The sequence below is a fragment of the Companilactobacillus kedongensis genome (genome assembly GCF_003946625.1).
In the GTDB taxonomy this organism is placed as follows: domain Bacteria; phylum Bacillota; class Bacilli; order Lactobacillales; family Lactobacillaceae; genus Companilactobacillus; species Companilactobacillus kedongensis.
The window spans coordinates 32,987-50,908 of sequence record NZ_RHOR01000016.1 but is presented as its reverse complement, the minus strand read 5'-3'; the positions used below and the strand labels follow the sequence as shown (position 1 = coordinate 50,908).

Genomic DNA, 17,922 nt, shown 5'->3' with positions numbered 1-17,922 from the left:
ATCTCATTCAGTCAATGACTGAATGGATCGACTTCTATAACAATAGACGTATTAAAACAAAATTAAACGGAAAGTCTCCGGTAAAATACCGAGAACTTTCCGTTCAAAAAGCAGCATAACTATTTGTCCAAACTTAAGGGTTCAGATCAACGGGTGCTTTTTTTATATTTACTATTCTGTATCTACTTTTTGCCTTGATTTGTATAGGTAGATAGGTAATCCGATAAACGTCAATGCTAATCCTACTAAAGCAAGTATTGTTTGGGTAAACAATGTATTAATTACAATGAAGGAGCCTCCGAGAATGGCAATAATCGGGACTACAGGGTAAAAGAGGGTTTTGTAGGGTCTATGCATGTCTGGTTCACGTTTTCTAAGAATCATAGTAGCAAGAAATGTCATCGTATAGAAAATCCAGATTACAAAGATCAGCATGTCAGTCAAGGTATTAAATGCACCTAAGAAAATCATGATACAAGCAATTGCTATCTGTAAGATACCGCAATTAATTGGAATACCATTTTTAGATAACTTTTTCAGTTGTTTACTGAATGGCAAAGTATTATTCAATGCCATAGCATAAGGGATACGCATACCTGTCATCGTATATCCGTTAATTGCTCCGAATACCGATACCAGGATACCGATCGTTACTAATTTACCACCTAATTCTCCGAATAATACGGTTGAAACATCTGAGGCAGCATTGTTATTACCAATGATTTGACCGATCGGCATTGTTTTGAGAAATACATAATTGATCAACATGTAAACGATCATGATTCCGGCTAATCCAAACAGGATAGCCTGTGGTAGATGTTTTCTAGGGTTCTTCATCTCTCCGGCAATATTTCCAACATGGATCCACCCATCATAAGCAAACATTGTGGCAAGTAATCCATGTCCTAAGGCAGTGGCGAAGCCTAAGTCTTTTCCAGCTGTGACCGGCAATAAACTGATTTGAACGTCTGATTTAGCAAATAAACCAAAGACAACAATTACAATGATAGGAATAAGTTTAAATAGTGTTGTAAACGATTGAACATGTCCACCAACTTTGGAGCCTAATAAGTTGGTCAAAGTTAGGAATAAGGCAATCGCTACTCCTATCGGAACCAGTAAACTTGGACTTAAGCCAAACAAATTAATGCATTGTGTACTGAATATAATTGCTAATGCGGCTATATTGGCAGGGAAATATATTACTGTTTCAGCCCAACCTAGCAAAAAGGCTGGCTTCTTTCCGTAAGTATATTCGATATAGCGCATCATTCCACCAGTTTCAGGGATTGCAGCGGCCAGTTCAGCGGCAGTTAAACCAGCGCAGATGGTGATCACACCACCTAAAAACCAAGCTAATAGTGATAAACTTACAGTTCCCGTGGCTTCAGAAACTACAGCGGCCTTGAAAAATACACCTGCACCAATAACTGTACCCATTACGGTGGACAAAGCAGCAACAAATCCAATATTTTTCTTTAGATCAGTTGTTCCTTCTCCCATTTGTTCACCTCTGAGTTAAACAAGAATTATTATCCTTGAGTTACTCTATCCTTTAATTTATCAAGCATATCGCGTGTCATTGCGTCTAAATCGTAGTTTGGAGAAAAGCCCCATTCTTCTTTAGCACATGTTGGGTCGATACTGTTTGGCCATGAGTCAGCGATTGTTTGACGCATTGGGTCAACATCATAAGTCATATCGAATTCTGGCATAACTTTTTGGATAGATGCTTTAATGTCTTCTGGTTCAAATGACATAGCTGTAATATTGAAGGCATTTCTATGTACCAATTTTTCTGGATCTGCATTCATCAATTTAATAACTGCGTCGATAGCATCTGGCATATACATCATATCCATGTATGTACCTTCTTTAATGAATGATTCATACGAACCCTTTTTAAGTGCTTCATAGTAAATATCTACAGCGTAATCAGTTGTTCCTCCACCTGGCAATGTCTTATATGAAATAAGTCCAGGGAAACGAACACCACGTGTATCTACACCGAATTTTGTATGGTAGTAGTCACACAATAATTCACCAGAAACTTTAGTTACACCATACATTGTAGTTGGTCTTTGAAGAGTATCTTGCGGAGTATTATCTTTTGGAGTGTTAGGACCGAATGATCCGATTGAACTTGGGGTAAAGAACTTCAAGTTAAGTTCACGTGCAACTTCAAGGGCATTTACTAATCCACCCATGTTTAAATTCCAAGCTAATTGAGGTTTCTTTTCAGCGACAGCTGATAGTAGTGCTGCTAAGTGAATCAAGGTATCAACATTATTATCTTTGGCAATTTGTAGCATCTTGTCATAATCATTAACATCTAATTCTTCAAATGGTCCACCTTGAACGGTTGGATTGTCGAGCGGTCTTCTGATATCTGTGGCAATAACACTATCAGGACCGTTCATTTCTCTCAATTTTGCTACCAATTCTGAACCAATTTGACCTAAACAACCTGTTACCATAACTTTTTTCATCGTGAAATCCTCCAATAAGGTAAGTGTTTTTTTAAATTAAGCCTAGCTCTTTACCAACTTTTTCGTACACGGTGATAGCTTGATCCAGCATTTCTTTAGTATGTGTACGCATTGGCATATTTCTAATACGTCCAGTTCCTAGAGGAACAGTTGGATAAACGATCGGTTTAACGTAAACGCCATTTTCGATCAATTTATTTGAAAATTGTTGTGTCTTGTTTTCATCACCAAGGATAACTGGTGTGATAGGTGACTCTGATTTTGAAAGTGTGAATCCGATTCTCTCAAGGTTTTCCTTGAAGTAGTTTGCGTTATCCCACAATTGATCCACATATTCTGGATGATCCATAATCAAATCTAATGAAGCAATACATGCTGCTGAAGCTCCTGGTGTAAGTGATGTTGAGAATAAGAATGGACGTCCACGTGCCTTAAGCCATTCGATCAATTCTTTAGTTCCGGCAACATATCCTCCGACAACACCGATGGCTTTTGATAAAGTACCCATTTGGAAATCGATCTTGTCTTGAAGCCCGAAATGTTTAACAGTTCCTTTACCATGTCCCATAACTCCTGATCCATGAGCATCATCAACATAAGTTATAAGGTTATATTCTTCTGCTACTTTAATAGCTTCTGGAAGATTAGCAACGTCACCATCCATTGAGAAAACACCATCAGTGATATACATGATTTTTTCGTAAAGACCACTTTCAGTTGCCTCTTTAGCCTTTTGACGAAGATCGTCCATATCTTGATGCTTAACACGAATAATTTTGGCACCTGATAAACGGCAACCATCAATAATAGAAGCATGATTTAGCTCATCTGACAAAATTGCATCTTTCTTTGTCATAACGGCTGAGATAGCACCCATGTTACAGTTGAATCCTGATTGGAAAGCGATTGCTGCTTCAGTACCTTTGAATTCGGCAATTTTTTCTTCCAATTCTTTATGAATCATCAAAGTACCATTAATAGGTCGAACGGCACCAGCACCAACTCCCCATTTTTCAGTAGCTGCCATGTCGGCATCCTTCAATTCATCACGATCGGCAAATCCTAGGTAGTTATTTGATGCCAGGTTGATCATTTCACGACCATTGATCTTGATAATTGGTCCATTATGGTCTTCCAAAACATCGATTGTGTTGAGAAGTCCTTTTTGCTTAAGATCATCTAAATTCTCTCTCAAGTACTTTTGTAAAACCTCTGACATAACTATTTGCTCCTTCAATTAGATTTGGTTCACCGAGAATATACCATGTTAGGAAATCGCTTACAATCTAAATGGCTCGGCTTATGATTAGTAATTTCTTAATATAACGATTATTCAATATAAAAGATTTCACAAGTTAAATGTATGCAAATGTAGTTTAGGTAAAAAAGGCCTATTTAATAATAAAATGGTTATTAAGATAGTTAGATAATAAATTTCCAAATCCAAAATATTTATTAGACAAAATTTAATAAAAAAGTTTTCTAATACTAAGAAAAAAGATATTTTTTTAGAACAAAAAAAGACCACTTGTTGACTAATTCTGATACAGTGTATCAGAACGGTATACAAGTGGTCCAATTTTGTGCACACCAGATAATATTTTTATTTATCTTTTTGAACCCTATTATTCAAATTCATTTGGTTTTTGATCTGTTTGTTTAAAGTAATAACTAATAGAATCCAAAATTCTTTCAGAAGCTTTTCCGTCACCATAAGGATTCTTAGCATTAGCCATACGTTGATATTCAGCGTCATTATCCAAAAGATTGTTCATTTCTGTTTCAACGACACTAGCGTCTGTCCCAACTAATTTAAGAGTTCCAGCTTCAACACCCTCTGGACGTTCTGTCGTGTCACGCAAAACAAGAACTGGTTTACCCAAAGATGGTGCTTCTTCTTGAACTCCACCCGAATCAGTCATGATAAAGTAACTCTTAGATGCTAGATTGTGAAAGTCAACAACGTCTAATGGATCGATCAAGTGAACTCGATCAACATCTCCCAGAATATCTTTAGCAGTCTTTTGAACAACTGGATTTAGATGAACTGGATAGATCAATTCGATATCGTCATGTTTTTCGATAACTTTTTTCATAGCATTGAAAACTTGCTTCATAGGTTCGCCTTGATTCTCACGACGATGCATCGTTACCAAGATCATTTTCTTATTAGGATCGATAATATCTAAAATATCGTGATGATAATCTTGGTGAACTGTACTACTCAAAGCGTCAATAGCCGTGTTACCTGTAACAAAGATATTGTCACCTTTGTGATTTTCTTTTAACAGATTGGCTTTGCTTTCATTAGTAGGAGCAAAGTACAAGTCAGCTAGATCATCTGTCATTTGACGATTCATTTCTTCTGGCCATGGAGAGTACTTATTCCAAGTTCTAAGTCCAGCTTCAACGTGACCAATACTTGTTTGATGGTAAAAGGCTGATAGTGCAGCACTAAAAGTTGTCGTAGTATCACCATGAACAAGGACAATATCAGGATTTTCCTTTTCGATGATGCTGCCGAGTTCTTTAAGAACTAGGCCTGTGATCCCACTCAATGTTTGACGTTCCTTCATAATATTCAAATCATAATCAGGCTTGATCTTGAATATTTCCAGTACAGAGTCCAACATTTCACGGTGTTGCGCAGTAACTACGGTCACTGTCTCAAAACGATCACTATTTTGTTTTAATTTTAAAACTAGTGGTGCCATTTTAATTGCCTCTGGTCTTGTTCCAAAGACTGTCATAACTTTAATTTTATCCAAAGTATTCACCTCAATAACTGTTCAAATTATATCAGAAATAACTTGATAAGCCTAACGTAGCCAAGACTAATCAATCAAGAGGAGTTTTCAGAAAATATTCTGATATAATAATATTATTATGATAAATTTACCCTTACTGATTACTTTAAGCGTCTTTACTACTTTAGTGGCATTTTTTCTTGTCATGGCAATTTATAATACCCTTATCAAATCCGACAGTAAAAAATACTGGTGGATTATTTTAATAATTTTAGTAATCCTTTATATAATAGCTTTTATAGCCTATTTTCATTTCAAAACCGATACTTTACTGTAAATAGTTTTGTAAAAAAGATACTAATTATTCGTGTTTTGCGTTAAAATGATGATTGTATTCTAAAGATGAATTTATTGGAGGATTATCGATGGTTTTAACAAACGGAAACGAAATTTTCAAACAAGCTCGTGCAGGAAAATATGCTGTTGGTGCTTTTAACATCAACGACTTGGAATGGACTCGCTCAATTTTAGCTGCAGCCCAAGAAACAAACACACCTGTTTTGGTTCAAACATCAATGGGTGCTGCTAAGTACATGGGTGGCTATGAATTATGTCTACACCTAGTACAAGACACAATCAAATCAATGGGTATCACAGTTCCTGTTGTTATGCACTTGGATCACGGTAACTACGAAGCTGCTAAAGAATGTATCGAAGTTGGTTACAACTCAGTTATGTTTGATGGCCATGACTTACCTTTCGACGAAAACCTTGCAAAAACAAAGGAAATCGTTAAATTAGCTCATGCTAAAGGTATCTCTGTTGAAGCTGAAGTTGGTTCAATCGGTGGTACTGAAGATGGTATCGTTGGTTTAGGTGAATTAGCTGATGTTGAAGAAGCTAAGACACTTAACGCAACTGGTGTTGACTACCTTGCTGTTGGTATTGGTAACATTCATGGTGTTTACCCTGCTAACTGGAAAGGCTTAAGCTTTGACCGTCTTAAGGAATTAGCTGACGTTATTGATACACCACTTGTACTTCACGGTGGTTCAGGTATTCCTAAGGAACAAATCATCAAGGCTGTTTCAATGGGTATCTCAAAAGTTAACGTTAATACTGAATTACAATTGTCATTTGCCAAAGCAACACGTGAATACATCGAAGCTAAGAAAGATCTTGACATCGATGAAAAAGGTTATGACCCACGTAAGTTACTAGCACCTGGTGCAAAGGCTATTACAGAAACAACTAAGGAACGTATCGCATGGTTCGGTACACCATCAATTAAATAATCCTAATTATTTAAATATACTAAAAACGAAGAACTCATCTGAGTCTTCGTTTTTTTTGTTGTTTTATTATGCCGCCTGCGTTGGTGAGAAATTCCACCTGTGGTAAGACCGGTCCAAGCCGCAGTCTTGGACCTCGATTTTGAGCTTTGCTATCGCAAATCTCAAAATACGTCTGTGGTGTAAGGGCTAAAGCCCTAACACCACTTTTACCACTGGTAGATTTCTCACCAACTCCGGCTAGATACTTAGTAAATTCAGAATAGCCAGATCATATCCAATTATTATTAATTCAAAGTTAAAAATGCAATTTTAAATGAAAAATCGGATTAACGTCCATAATACAAAGAGTGGTTAATATAGCTAGCGGTGTCGAGTAATGGAATCAGTTGTGAATGTGGAGTTTTACTCCACTGACGATTCCAAGATTTGCGATAGTAAAGCTTGAAATCGAGGCCCCAGACCTTGGCTGGGACCGGTCAACACAACAGATGGAATTACTCGACACCGTTGGCGGCAAAAAAGCACAAAAAAAAATAGCCCTAACGGACTACTTCTTAGCTTTAGCTTCTTGTTCTTCTTTAGCAATCGCCATTTGAGCTACTAAGTTCAAATAGTTGAATGGATTATCATAATTAGGTTGGAATAACATATCAACAAAAGCTAGATCGTCAATAGTATTACCATTTTGAATACTGATAGACAAGGCATTAGCTGACTGTGCAACTTCGTGCTTACTGAATAATTGAGCACCCAAAATTTTTCTTGTATCTTTATCGTAAACTAAATCAATCATTAACATTTCATTGCTTGGCATAAATGTTGGACGATAATAATCGTTATAAATAACTGAATCTGCATTAATACCATCATCTAGTGCATTCTTCAATGTTGCACCTGTTGATGCCAAAGTATGACCGAATAATTCTAAACCTGTAGAGGCCTGTGTTCCCATATATTTTTGAATATCTCCAAAAATATTCTTTCCAGCCAAGAATCCTTGACGAACGGCATTAGTGGCTAAAGGAATATAGACAGGTTTTTGTGTAGGATTAAAGTTAACCGAACATGAATCTCCTGCTGCATAAATATCAGGATCTGATGATTGAACATATTCATTAACGACGATTTCTTCATGCTCACCAGTTTTAACCTGACCCTTTAAAAGATCGGTATTAGCTACAAAACCAGTACATACAATAATTAAATCAGCTTTATGCTCACCTTTGTTAGTTTTGATGGTGATTTCATCACCGTCTTCAAAGCCAGAAACACGTTCATTTAAGAAAACATCAACATAGTGATCTCTCAAAAGACCAACAATTTTATCAGACATCGGTTTATCAATATAGTGATTTAATACCTGCTCACCAGCGTGGATCAAGGTAACATTGTGAATTGTGTTGGCATAACTTTCAGCTAATTCAACACCAACGTAGCCACCACCAATGATGGCAATACTTTGATAATTTTTAGCTGATTCATAAATTTGTTGAGCTTGTTCGTAATTTTTACATAGCAAAATGCGGGGGTTATCAAAATTCTTCAAAACTGGTGTATAGGTTTTTGATCCAGTAGTCATGATCAATTTGTCATAACTATCTTCATATTCTTTTCCAGTTTCAAGATCTTTAACAACGAGCGTTTTCTTTTTAGAGTCAATTTTTAAAACTTCATGTTTCATCTTAACGTCGGCACCATCTTGTCTCAATGTATCAGGGTCAGCGTAGAACATATCTTCCAAACGATTAACGATCCTACCTAGGTATAAAGCAATTCCGCAAGATAAAAATGCAATATTATCCTCACGTTCATATACAGTAACGTCAGTTTCTGGATGATCTTTGAGAATTTGTTCCACAGCGGCTGTTCCGGCGTGCGTACAACCAACTACTACAACTTTCAATGATAAAACCTCCCATGCCTATTCAATATATAGCTTACATCTTTTAATATCCAAATACTCGTCATCATTTGCGAATAAATCTTTCATATAATGAAGTAATATTTGATATACCTTTAAGTATAACCTTATCATATTCTAAAAATAAATTTAATCATTAGATGCTCTATTTAAGAATTGTGCCAATATTTTGTAAACTCGCCTGTTTAACTATCTTATCTGCCACAATTATGTCCAAAACAGCGGTCCCAACGGTCTTAAAAATCGTTATATCTGAATCACTCTTACGTCCTTTAATACTTTTATTGACTAATTGTCCGAGTTCACCATCAAAATCAGTCTTTTTTATTAGAGCTTTTTCTAATGGTTGAATTATATCACCTGCTTCAGCTAACACTCCATCTAAAGTATCGAAAATTATCTTATCAGCCTTTTTTAAAGCGGAGACTGGTATTTCACACATATCTGGTGTATATGCTCCAACACCATTGATATGTGTTCCCGGTTGAACGAGCTCGCCATCAAATGTAGCTGATTTTGCAGTTGTAACACTAGTAATAATATCAACTTCAGCTACGACTTCATTTGGATCATCAACGGCAACAAATTCACTATCAAATTTATCCGCAAATTCACTTTGTACTTGCTTGCAAAAATCATCTGCTTTTTCTCTATTACGATCAAAAATATAAACTAACTTTAAATTTCTAACGGTTAACATGGCTTCCAATTGTGTTAATGCCTGACCACCGGTACCGATCAAAAGAGCTGTTTTGGCATCTTCTTTAGCTAACAGATCCGTCGCCGCTCCCTGAACTGCGCCAGTTCTTAACTGAGTTAAATAAGTTCCATCAAGAATCGCATTAACAACCCCAGTCTTAGCATCCTGTGTGATCATTGTTGCAGGAACACTTGGTAAACCTGACTTAGGATTATCAGGATAAACAGCAACTATTTTCAAACCTAACGTTGGATCATCCCCGCTTGTCGATCCCGGCATATAAAGGCTTTGACCATATCCTTCAACTGATAAATTTGTTCTCAAAGGTATATCAGCTTTGCCCTCAGAGTACAGTTTCAAGGCCTTCTTATCTTCCTCAATTGCCTCTTTCATTGTTAAAACTTTTTTTATATCTTCAGCAGATAAATAACGCATGTTTACCCCTCCAATGATTTTGATAAACGAAGTAATCGGTTTCATTATATCAACTAATGTAGTCATTTGCATAAGAAGTCCTAATACTCTTCTATTATCGTTAAATTTAAAGTAAAATTACTTAAAAGCTAGGAGAAATATTATGAGAGAAATAAAATATTCAGATAATTTGAACTCACAAATATATCAAGATGATTTAATGATCAGAAAAAAAGTCTTTGTAGAAGAACAAAATGTCCCTTCTTCTTTAGAAGTAGACGAAATGGAAAACTCCTGTACATACGCCACTTTGTATATTGATAGCAAACCAGCGGGAACAGCACGATATTTTCCAACTGAAGATAATGGTGTCCATGTTCAACGTGTTGCCGTCTTAAAGGAATTCCGTAACCAAGGACTAGCCTCATTTCTGTTAAAAGATATTTTCAGAAAGGCCAAAAAAGATTACCAATATATTATTTTAGGTGCACAAGATCAAGCACAAGAATTCTACAAGAAATTAGGATTTCATGTTGTCAGTGATCAATATCTCGATGCTGGAATCTTGCATCATGATATGCGTCTGGATCTATAATATAGGTATAACTATGATTAGGGGATAACTATGTATAGATATTTTATTCAACCACAGCTAAATAAGTACAATAATACCTTGATCGGTTACGAGTTATTAATGAAACGGGATACCCCAGAAGGTTGGCGTCCTCCAGTTCATTTTTCAGATATTCCTTCACATACTCTGGCCGAAGTACTGATAGAAACTACTAAACTACTGTCATTAAAGATCGGTTCAGTCTCAGTTAACCTCAATCGTACACAATTAATGGACCCTGAAGTAAGAAAGGCTATTATTCTTTCTCAAAGCCAACTTCGTCCACTCAAATTAGTTGTCGAATTAACTGAAGAACCAGGTAACGAACAGTGGACCAACGAACAAATGATTCCCTTGATCAAGCAATTCAAAGATTACGGGATGGACTTTAGTTTGGACGATGTCGGCACTGGAGAAAATAAGTTAGAACGTATCAATTCACTAGTTCCACTTGCTGACGAAATGAAATTTGCGATTCAAAACTTTGCCGAAAAATTTCGTGATCCTGATATCGAAAATAAAGTTATATTTTGGCGTGACTTTACTAATGAACACAATTTACGCTTTATTTTAGAAGGTATCGAAGATAAAAATGACGACCGACTAGCTGATTCATTAGAAATAGACCTACGACAAGGTTATTTCTATGGTCGACCACATTTACTTAAACTAAACGGTGACAAATAAAAAAGAGGAACTGCATTACTTCAAATATGAAGTAATACGGTTCCTCTTTACATATAGCTAATTATAATCCAGTCGTAAGGTCTGAGAATATTCTCAAACCTGGAAACAACAACTAAAGACTATTCTTGGTCACAACCGCGTTCTTTATCAACGGCCATTTGACCAACCAAATTCAAATAATTAAACGGATTATCATAATTAGGTTGGAACAACATATCAATAAAGGCCAAATCATCGATCGTATTATTATTTTGGATACATACTGATATCGTGTTAGCGGATTGGGCCACTTCATGTTTACTAAAGAATTGAGCACCCAAAATTTTGCGACTATCCTTATCGTAAACCAATCTAATCGTTAACATTTCCGTCGTTGGCATGTAGTCAGGACGATAGTAATCGTGATATACCACTGCGTCAGCGTTAAAACCATGTTCCAAAGCATTTGTTAAGGTCAAGCCAGTTGAAGCAACAGTATAACCAAATAATTCCATTCCTGACGTAGCCTGTGTACCCATATACTTTTGAATATTTCCAAAAACATTCATTCCTGCTAAAGCACCTTGTCTGATAGCATTAGTTGCTAAAGGCATATAAGATGACTTTCCTGTCGGATTAAAATTAACCGTACAAGCATCCCCGGCTGCATAAATATCAGGGTCAGACGTTTGAACATATTCATTAATAATGATGGCACCATGACGATCCATCTCAACTTGTCCGCGTAATAAATCGGTATTAGCGATAAATCCAGTACAGACGATTACTAAGTCAGCTTTGTGATCTTCTTGACTAGTTTCGATCACAACTTGATCATCGCCACTAAAGCCAGTTACATGTTCGTTTAGAAATACATTTACGCCATGCTCCTTAAGTAAGTTAACGACGTTATCTGACATCGACGGATCTAAATAATGATTCAAAACTTGATCATTTGATTGAATCAAAGTAACTTCATGTTCAGTATTCGCATAACTTTCAGCTAACTCTACTCCAATATATCCAGCACCAACGATTGCGATATGCTTATTGTCCTTAGCTGTTTCATAAATAGCTTTAGCTTGAGCATAACTCTTACACATCAAAATTTTTGAATTGTCGATTCCCATGATCGGTGGCACTTGAACATACGAACCAGTCGTCATGATCAATTTGTCATAACTATCTTCAAAAACGTCATGTGTTTCCAAATTTTCACACATGATTTTTTTATTCTTAGCATCAATTTTTAAAACATCGTGTTTCATGCAGACCTTAGATCCTAATTTCTCCAAAGTCTCAGGATCAGCATAAAACATATCTTCCAATTTTTTTACCCTGCGTCCTAAATATAGAGCGATCCCACAGGATAAAAAGGAAATATTATCGTCACGTTCATAAACTGTGACTTCTGTTCCGGGATGATCTTTTAAAATCTGATCAACGGCAGCTGTCCCTGCATGTGTACAACCAACTACTATAACTTTCACATTAATTTCCTCCAATATAGATATAGTATATTCTATAATATAAATAGTATATACTTAAATTGCGGAATAATAATTTTAATAATTTCACAAAAAAATCGTAATTTAGTGTTAATGTGTTAGATAGATATTATATATGATATTTTAGTTTAGGGGTGAAGGATGTCACTGAATAACATCGATGGTCTCCAATCACTTTTAAGTGTCGACGGTAATATCAATGCAATCATTATTGGTTTAATTACAGTAGGACTGATCACTATCATCACAGTTTCAGCGTATTCATTTGAAAGCATAATGAATAATAACGATAGCAGGTCCGTCAAGATAGCTCTTCAAATAGCTGAAGGTGTTATCTTAGCCATAAGCATGATTCTAGTTCAACATATCTTCAAGGCTTTAAACTCTGGAGATACAAGAAGCTGGTTTTACGCCACAACACAATTGACGTTACTTTTGTATAGTTTGTATACCATGCAGAATTACGTAATTGAGTTTATGAATATTGCAATGCCGATTTACGTCTTTGGACATCATCTTTTAAACGGAAATAATAACTTTTTACTATTGTTTATAATCTTGACAATTATGCTGGCTATAACGGTCACATACATTTCTAAAAATACCAATAAATTATTGAATTCCGAGTGGAAATATCTGATTCTTCAGGTAATCTATGGTGCGATCTGGTGGGTCATCATCTGGTCGTTCCATAAATTTACACTTTACTACACAATAAACATGTTGGTTGGATTCATCGTTTATATGTCGATCATCAGATATATTGCAAAATGGATCCGTGATTCATTCAATAATTACAATGCCTTATCAGCTAAAGTTAATTATGATGAATTGACCGGTATCAGAAACCGAGCTAATTTCGATGACGTATCAAAAGAGGTCTTTAAAGTTTACAGTAAAGATCTCGATGTTCCACTAACAATGGCTATGTTCGATATTGATCACTTCAAGAACTTCAATGATACATACGGACATACGGCTGGTGATATGGTTCTAAGACATGTGGCGACAATTTTTGAAAAAGAGCTTTTCAAAAAAACCACCCGTGGACAGATATTCCGCTTCGGTGGCGAAGAATTCGTCATTATTTTTAGAGGAACAGCACCTGAGGATGCCTTAAAGATCATCAAGGAAATCAGAAATGATTTGATTAAAGACCCTGTTGAATATGAAGGTAAGAAATTAGATATTCGTATCTCACTTGGGGTATCGAAACTTCAAGCATCGGATAAAAATATCAATGACCTCTTCAATCGTGTCGACCATTATTTATATGAGTCGAAAAATCAAGGTCGTAATAGAATAACCGTTGAAGATGAAACTTTAGCATTTAATTAATTTTAAAAGCAAAAGTACAACAAAACATGGTCAACTTTCGAGCATTAAAGAAAACAAGACTAGTAATCCGATTTTGGATTGCTAGTCTTGTTTGTTTTAAGCGGAAAAAATAGTTATGTCACAACTCCCACCTTTTTAGTCCTCTCACAAAAAAAGATGAGATATAATCTCATCTCCGGGAAGGATCAGTTGTTTCTACCTGATGGTCCTAGATGTAATAGTAACCCATATAAATTTCATTCTCAATAGTTTATAAACATTTTATCATAACTCTACTTTTGATAAATTTCTGTCTATTTAATATTTTTTTAACTAAAGATTAAATCAATTTTAAAGATTGTAATGGTGCTTTAAGGACGGAATAACGATCTGATCCATCCTACCAATAATATATCCTTGGAAGAATATCGCCAAAACAGTTCCGATCCCGACAGCATAAATTTTCCCACTGATAAAATAACAAATTAACATGATGATAAGTGGCGGTGAATAACTAACTATTTGACCCCAACCGGCTGAACCATGGAGATACTTGAATCTTAATAGATATGCCAATTCGTCATTGGGATGTTGAATGATATTACAGCGCTGATAGACTGAAACGGCCATTGAAACGCCTAATAAACCGATAATATCGATCACGACACGCCAAATCATATTCATCTGTTCAAAATGCAAAGGGATATATAATTTTGTAAAGAAACCCACTAAGTAACTAAATGGCAACGAAAACAAAATATTTGAGATAAAGACGTGACCATCAAATCTTCTCAACAATATTTGATTGGTAATAGCCACTAGAATCGCATAAACAAATAATGTTGTTCCATAATCAACACGGATCAGATTAGAAATATTGACACCAGATGCCATCCATACGGCACTACCAACGTTACTATCGATCATCAGTGCATTTGATGCAGCATTAAAGACGATCGAAAATGCCAAATATCCTAATCGTTTTTTAAAATCCCCTTTTGCTTCCAAATTCCCACCCTCTTAATAAAAAAATAAGCAGCCGATGAGTTCCGACCGCTTATGTAAACGCTTGTATTGTATTATATCATTTTCTATAGATTGTAATGATGTTTTAATGACGGAATGACTAAAAAGTCAGCTTTTCCGATCATATATCCTTGGAAGAATATTGCCAGAATAGTACCTATACCAACTGAATAAATTTTTCCAGTAATGAAATAACAGACAATCATGATGATTACCGGAGGTAAATAACTGAATACCTGTCCCCAACCGGCTGAACCATGCAAATATTTAAATCTTAAAATATAAGCCAATTCATCATTGGGATGCTGAATAATATTACAACGTTGATAGATCGAAGCACCAATCGACACTCCCAGCAGTCCAATAATATCGATCACAACTTGCCAAAACAAACCTAATCTTTCAATATGTAACGGCAAATATAATTTCGTAAAGAATCCCATCAAATAACTGAATGGAACTGAAAACAATAAGTTTGAAATAAAAACGTGTCCGTCAAACTTCTTCAGTAACAATTGATTGACTACGGAAACTATAATCGCATAAAAAAACAACGTTGTTCCATAATCAACTTTGATAAGTTTAGAAATATTAACACCTGAAGCCATCCACACAGCACTACCAACATTACTATCAACCATCAAAGCATTTGCGGCCGCAATAAATACAATGGCAAAAGCTAAATATCCCAGCCTTCTTCTATAATCCCGTTTTGCTTCCAAAAAAACACCCTCTTAATACGCCATAAGTTTAATTTACCCGAAAAAAAAGCTATCGGCAAACATTCCTGCCACTTATGTAAGCGTTTTAACTAACGTCTGTAAAACTGGTATTTTTAATCTAGAGTTTTGATACTCTCATTAGGATGGTGTTTCAACGATGGAACAATTATATGATCGGCTTTGCCTATCAAAATACCTTGAAAGCAAACCGCTAAAACAGTTCCTAAACCGACCGATTCTATTTTACCAGTCATAAAGAAGCAGACAATTAGTACAAGTATTGGTGGTAAGTAACTAAAAAATTGTCCCCAACCGGCTGAACCGTGTAAATATTTAAATCTGATAATATACGCTAATTCGTCATTAGGATGTTGGATCAAGTTGACCCTTTCATAAATCGAGCATCCAATTGATGCACCTAACAATCCCAATACATCCAGTATTACTTGCCAGAATAATCCCCAATTCTCAAAATGGAAAAGCAGATAAAATTTTGTAAAGAAACCTACTAAGTAACTGAAGGGAAAAGCAAACACAAGATTGGATAGCAGGATGTGTCCATCAAATTTACCTAGCAAGAATTGATTAGCCACCGTTACAATAACCGCATATACAAATAAAGTAGTCCCATAATCTATCTTAATAATATTAGTTACGTTCACGGCTGAGGCCATCCACACCATACTACCTACATTACTATCGATCATCAAAGCATTGGATGCTGCAATAAAAACTATTGCAAAGGCCAAATAACCTAGCCTATTTTTAAAATCACTCTTCTTCCTCAAAAGTTTCACCTCTAAATTAAACATCTAGCTTAATCTTAGAACTAATCTTCCAAAAAAATAAGCAGTCAGGCATTTTCCTGACCGCTTATTTAAGCGTTTCACAACATTCGTGTAAATTTGATATAATCAGAAACCAGAATCAATTATTCTGTTACTAATTATTATTGCCGCCATTCATCATTTCTTCCATACTGATCAGATGGAATTTATGCTCATGATCTGGATCATATGCTTCAATTTGCGCCATCATACCTGTATCTTCGTGTTCCAAAATATGGCAATGATACATATAGATCCCAAACTTAGAGAATTTGACAGCGATTCGAACCGTTTCGCCTGCATTTACTCCGACAACATCTTTCCAACCATGTTCATTAGGATAGACATCTTTACCGTTTCTGCTTAGAACTAAGAATTGGCAACCATGCAAGTGAAATGGATGAATCATACCTTTATCCATATCGTTCGTATTGGTGACATCCCAAAGAATCGTGTCACCGATCTTTTGTTTACGATCGATTCTCTGCATATCAAATAATTTACCATCTAGTCTTACTTGATCATCCATACCTGACATTACTGTATGTACGATCTTGCTATTAGGTGTAACAACCGGTTTAGGAATCGTATTGAGATGTGCTGGCAATTTGACGTCATTTCTCGTATAATCACCGATCTTAAACTTTAAAATAGGTACATTGTCACTCATTAAAGTAACTACATCCCCAGGTTTTTTATCACCAAAATCAACAATAATCTCGTCACGTTCAGCAGTCGTGATCATTAATTTAGTCATATCGACAGCCTCTGGTAATGTTCCACCATCAGAAGCAATCTGTGTAAATTGATGGTCATCGTCAAAATGTAATCTCCATTCACGACGATTAGATCCGTTTAGTATCCGTAAACGAACACGCTGAGTCGTTACATCAAAAACACCATTGATCGTACCATTGATAACAGCATATTTACCAAGGGTTCCGTCCATATCGTAATCCACTTTATAGTCCAACTGATTATCATGATAATTCCTATCTTGTAAAATTATCGGAATATCATCGACACCGTAATTTCTTGGAAAAGGCAATTTGGCTTCTTCAGGATCAGTTACGATAACCTCAGCTGCTAAACCATTCCAAACTTGACGTGCAGTATTTGGACATGGATGTGGATGTAACCAATCGGTTTGAGCTGGTTGGTCTAAAGTAAAGTCAATATCTCGACTACCACCTGGATAGACTGGTGCATGTGGGCCACCATCAACTATTGGACCAGTTACATTCAATCCGTGCCAGTGAAAAGTAGTTACTTCTGGCAATTTATTGACCAGATGTAAATGATAATGAACACCTTGTTTGAAGACAACCGTTTTACCCAATAGAGGAGCACTAAAGCCCCAAGTCTTAGTCTTCTTACCTGGTAAAATCTGAGTTTCGCCTTCCTGAGCTGTTACAGTATAATAAACATCATTTCCCTCAATCTTATCAGGCTGTAACAACGCAGGAATATTTAAAGGTTTCTCTGGTACATCTGTTTTTTCCAATGGAACATATCCACCATCGTGTAAATCAAAAACCGGTTCATCAAAGAAATAATCCTTATAAACCATCTTATCGCCGTCCTATCAATTTTTTTTGAAAGTTCCGATACAATTCACGACTGCTTCTAAAAGCATGCCGATTGCCATCATATACATTGCCACCATATTTTTATCAG

General features: G+C 35.9%; 16 protein-coding genes. 5 read left to right on the top strand and 11 right to left on the bottom strand.

Annotated features, from left to right (window positions below):
* The coding region (locus EKM60_RS09210; protein ID WP_164508307.1) for an IS3 family transposase at positions 1-119 on the top strand (119 nt) is incomplete at its 5' end.
* A gap of 52 nt (positions 120-171) precedes the next feature.
* Here the strand turns inward: EKM60_RS09210 and EKM60_RS09205 are convergent.
* From EKM60_RS09205 to wecB, 4 genes are all read right to left on the bottom strand, one after another.
* Positions 172-1,503, bottom strand: coding sequence for an APC family permease (locus EKM60_RS09205; protein WP_125714732.1), 1,332 nt, complete (start codon positions 1,501-1,503; stop codon positions 172-174).
* Between the two features lie 29 nt (positions 1,504-1,532).
* Positions 1,533-2,489: an L-threonine 3-dehydrogenase gene (locus EKM60_RS09200; protein WP_125714730.1), complete on the bottom strand. Its 957-nt coding sequence runs from the start codon at positions 2,487-2,489 to the stop codon at positions 1,533-1,535.
* A gap of 31 nt (positions 2,490-2,520) precedes the next feature.
* The gene (locus EKM60_RS09195) at positions 2,521-3,708 is read right to left on the bottom strand and encodes a glycine C-acetyltransferase (protein WP_125714727.1); all 1,188 of its coding nucleotides are present in this window, start codon (positions 3,706-3,708) and stop codon (positions 2,521-2,523) included.
* Between the two features lie 406 nt (positions 3,709-4,114).
* Positions 4,115-5,257, bottom strand: a complete 1,143-nt coding sequence (gene wecB / locus EKM60_RS09190; RefSeq protein ID WP_125714725.1) for a non-hydrolyzing UDP-N-acetylglucosamine 2-epimerase — start codon at positions 5,255-5,257, stop codon at positions 4,115-4,117.
* Between the two features lie 404 nt (positions 5,258-5,661).
* Between wecB and fba the strand changes: the two genes are divergently transcribed.
* The gene (gene fba, locus EKM60_RS09185) at positions 5,662-6,531 is read left to right on the top strand and encodes a class II fructose-1,6-bisphosphate aldolase (protein ID WP_125714723.1); all 870 of its coding nucleotides are present in this window, start codon (positions 5,662-5,664) and stop codon (positions 6,529-6,531) included.
* Positions 6,532-7,078: 547 nt separating this feature from the next.
* On the opposite strand, the gene EKM60_RS09180 is transcribed toward fba, so the two are convergent.
* Both EKM60_RS09180 and EKM60_RS09175 read right to left on the bottom strand, forming a co-directional pair.
* Positions 7,079-8,434 (bottom strand): FAD-dependent oxidoreductase, encoded by a 1,356-nt coding sequence (locus EKM60_RS09180; protein WP_125714721.1) that lies wholly within the window; start codon positions 8,432-8,434, stop codon positions 7,079-7,081.
* Between the two features lie 163 nt (positions 8,435-8,597).
* Complete coding sequence (locus EKM60_RS09175) at positions 8,598-9,587, bottom strand: ornithine cyclodeaminase family protein (protein WP_125714719.1); 990 nt, start codon at positions 9,585-9,587, stop codon at positions 8,598-8,600.
* Between the two features lie 142 nt (positions 9,588-9,729).
* Here EKM60_RS09175 and EKM60_RS09170 point away from each other — a divergent pair, with 142 nt between their 5' ends.
* Both EKM60_RS09170 and EKM60_RS09165 read left to right on the top strand, forming a co-directional pair.
* A complete protein-coding gene (locus EKM60_RS09170) occupies positions 9,730-10,161 on the top strand; it encodes a GNAT family N-acetyltransferase (RefSeq protein WP_125714717.1) in 432 nt (143 codons plus the stop codon).
* Between the two features lie 30 nt (positions 10,162-10,191).
* Positions 10,192-10,866, top strand: a complete 675-nt coding sequence (locus tag EKM60_RS09165) for an EAL domain-containing protein (RefSeq protein ID WP_125714715.1) — start codon at positions 10,192-10,194, stop codon at positions 10,864-10,866.
* A gap of 119 nt (positions 10,867-10,985) precedes the next feature.
* On the opposite strand, the gene EKM60_RS09160 is transcribed toward EKM60_RS09165, so the two are convergent.
* Positions 10,986-12,335: an FAD-dependent oxidoreductase gene (locus EKM60_RS09160; RefSeq protein ID WP_125714713.1), complete on the bottom strand. Its 1,350-nt coding sequence runs from the start codon at positions 12,333-12,335 to the stop codon at positions 10,986-10,988.
* Between the two features lie 159 nt (positions 12,336-12,494).
* Between EKM60_RS09160 and EKM60_RS09155 the strand changes: the two genes are divergently transcribed.
* Positions 12,495-13,691 carry a GGDEF domain-containing protein gene (locus tag EKM60_RS09155; RefSeq protein WP_125714711.1) on the top strand — a complete coding sequence of 399 codons (1,197 nt, stop codon included), beginning with the start codon at positions 12,495-12,497 and terminating at the stop codon, positions 13,689-13,691.
* Positions 13,692-14,021: 330 nt separating this feature from the next.
* On the opposite strand, the gene EKM60_RS09150 is transcribed toward EKM60_RS09155, so the two are convergent.
* The 4 genes from EKM60_RS09150 to EKM60_RS09135 form a co-directional block, all read right to left on the bottom strand.
* Positions 14,022-14,678, bottom strand: coding sequence for a hypothetical protein (locus EKM60_RS09150; protein ID WP_125714709.1), 657 nt, complete (start codon positions 14,676-14,678; stop codon positions 14,022-14,024).
* An 83-nt stretch (positions 14,679-14,761) separates the two neighbouring features.
* On the bottom strand, positions 14,762-15,418 hold the full coding sequence (locus EKM60_RS09145; protein WP_125714706.1) for a hypothetical protein: 657 nt from the start codon (positions 15,416-15,418) through the stop codon (positions 14,762-14,764).
* A gap of 113 nt (positions 15,419-15,531) precedes the next feature.
* Positions 15,532-16,206 (bottom strand): hypothetical protein, encoded by a 675-nt coding sequence (locus EKM60_RS09140; protein ID WP_225427038.1) that lies wholly within the window; start codon positions 16,204-16,206, stop codon positions 15,532-15,534.
* 154 nt (positions 16,207-16,360) lie between these two features.
* Positions 16,361-17,815, bottom strand: a complete 1,455-nt coding sequence (locus EKM60_RS09135) for a multicopper oxidase family protein (RefSeq protein WP_125714702.1) — start codon at positions 17,813-17,815, stop codon at positions 16,361-16,363.
* Positions 17,816-17,922 lie beyond the last annotated feature (107 nt).

Coding starts and splice junctions, on each gene's coding strand:
- EKM60_RS09205 (WP_125714732.1), bottom strand. CDS start 1,503: ATGGGAGAAGGAACAACTGATCTAAAGAAAAATATTGGATTTGTTGCT.
- EKM60_RS09200 (WP_125714730.1), bottom strand. CDS start 2,489: ATGAAAAAAGTTATGGTAACAGGTTGTTTAGGTCAAATTGGTTCAGAA.
- EKM60_RS09195 (WP_125714727.1), bottom strand. CDS start 3,708: ATGTCAGAGGTTTTACAAAAGTACTTGAGAGAGAATTTAGATGATCTT.
- fba (WP_125714723.1), top strand. CDS start 5,662: ATGGTTTTAACAAACGGAAACGAAATTTTCAAACAAGCTCGTGCAGGA.
- EKM60_RS09175 (WP_125714719.1), bottom strand. CDS start 9,587: ATGCGTTATTTATCTGCTGAAGATATAAAAAAAGTTTTAACAATGAAA.
- EKM60_RS09170 (WP_125714717.1), top strand. CDS start 9,730: ATGAGAGAAATAAAATATTCAGATAATTTGAACTCACAAATATATCAA.
- EKM60_RS09165 (WP_125714715.1), top strand. CDS start 10,192: ATGTATAGATATTTTATTCAACCACAGCTAAATAAGTACAATAATACC.
- EKM60_RS09155 (WP_125714711.1), top strand. CDS start 12,495: ATGTCACTGAATAACATCGATGGTCTCCAATCACTTTTAAGTGTCGAC.
- EKM60_RS09135 (WP_125714702.1), bottom strand. CDS start 17,815: ATGGTTTATAAGGATTATTTCTTTGATGAACCGGTTTTTGATTTACAC.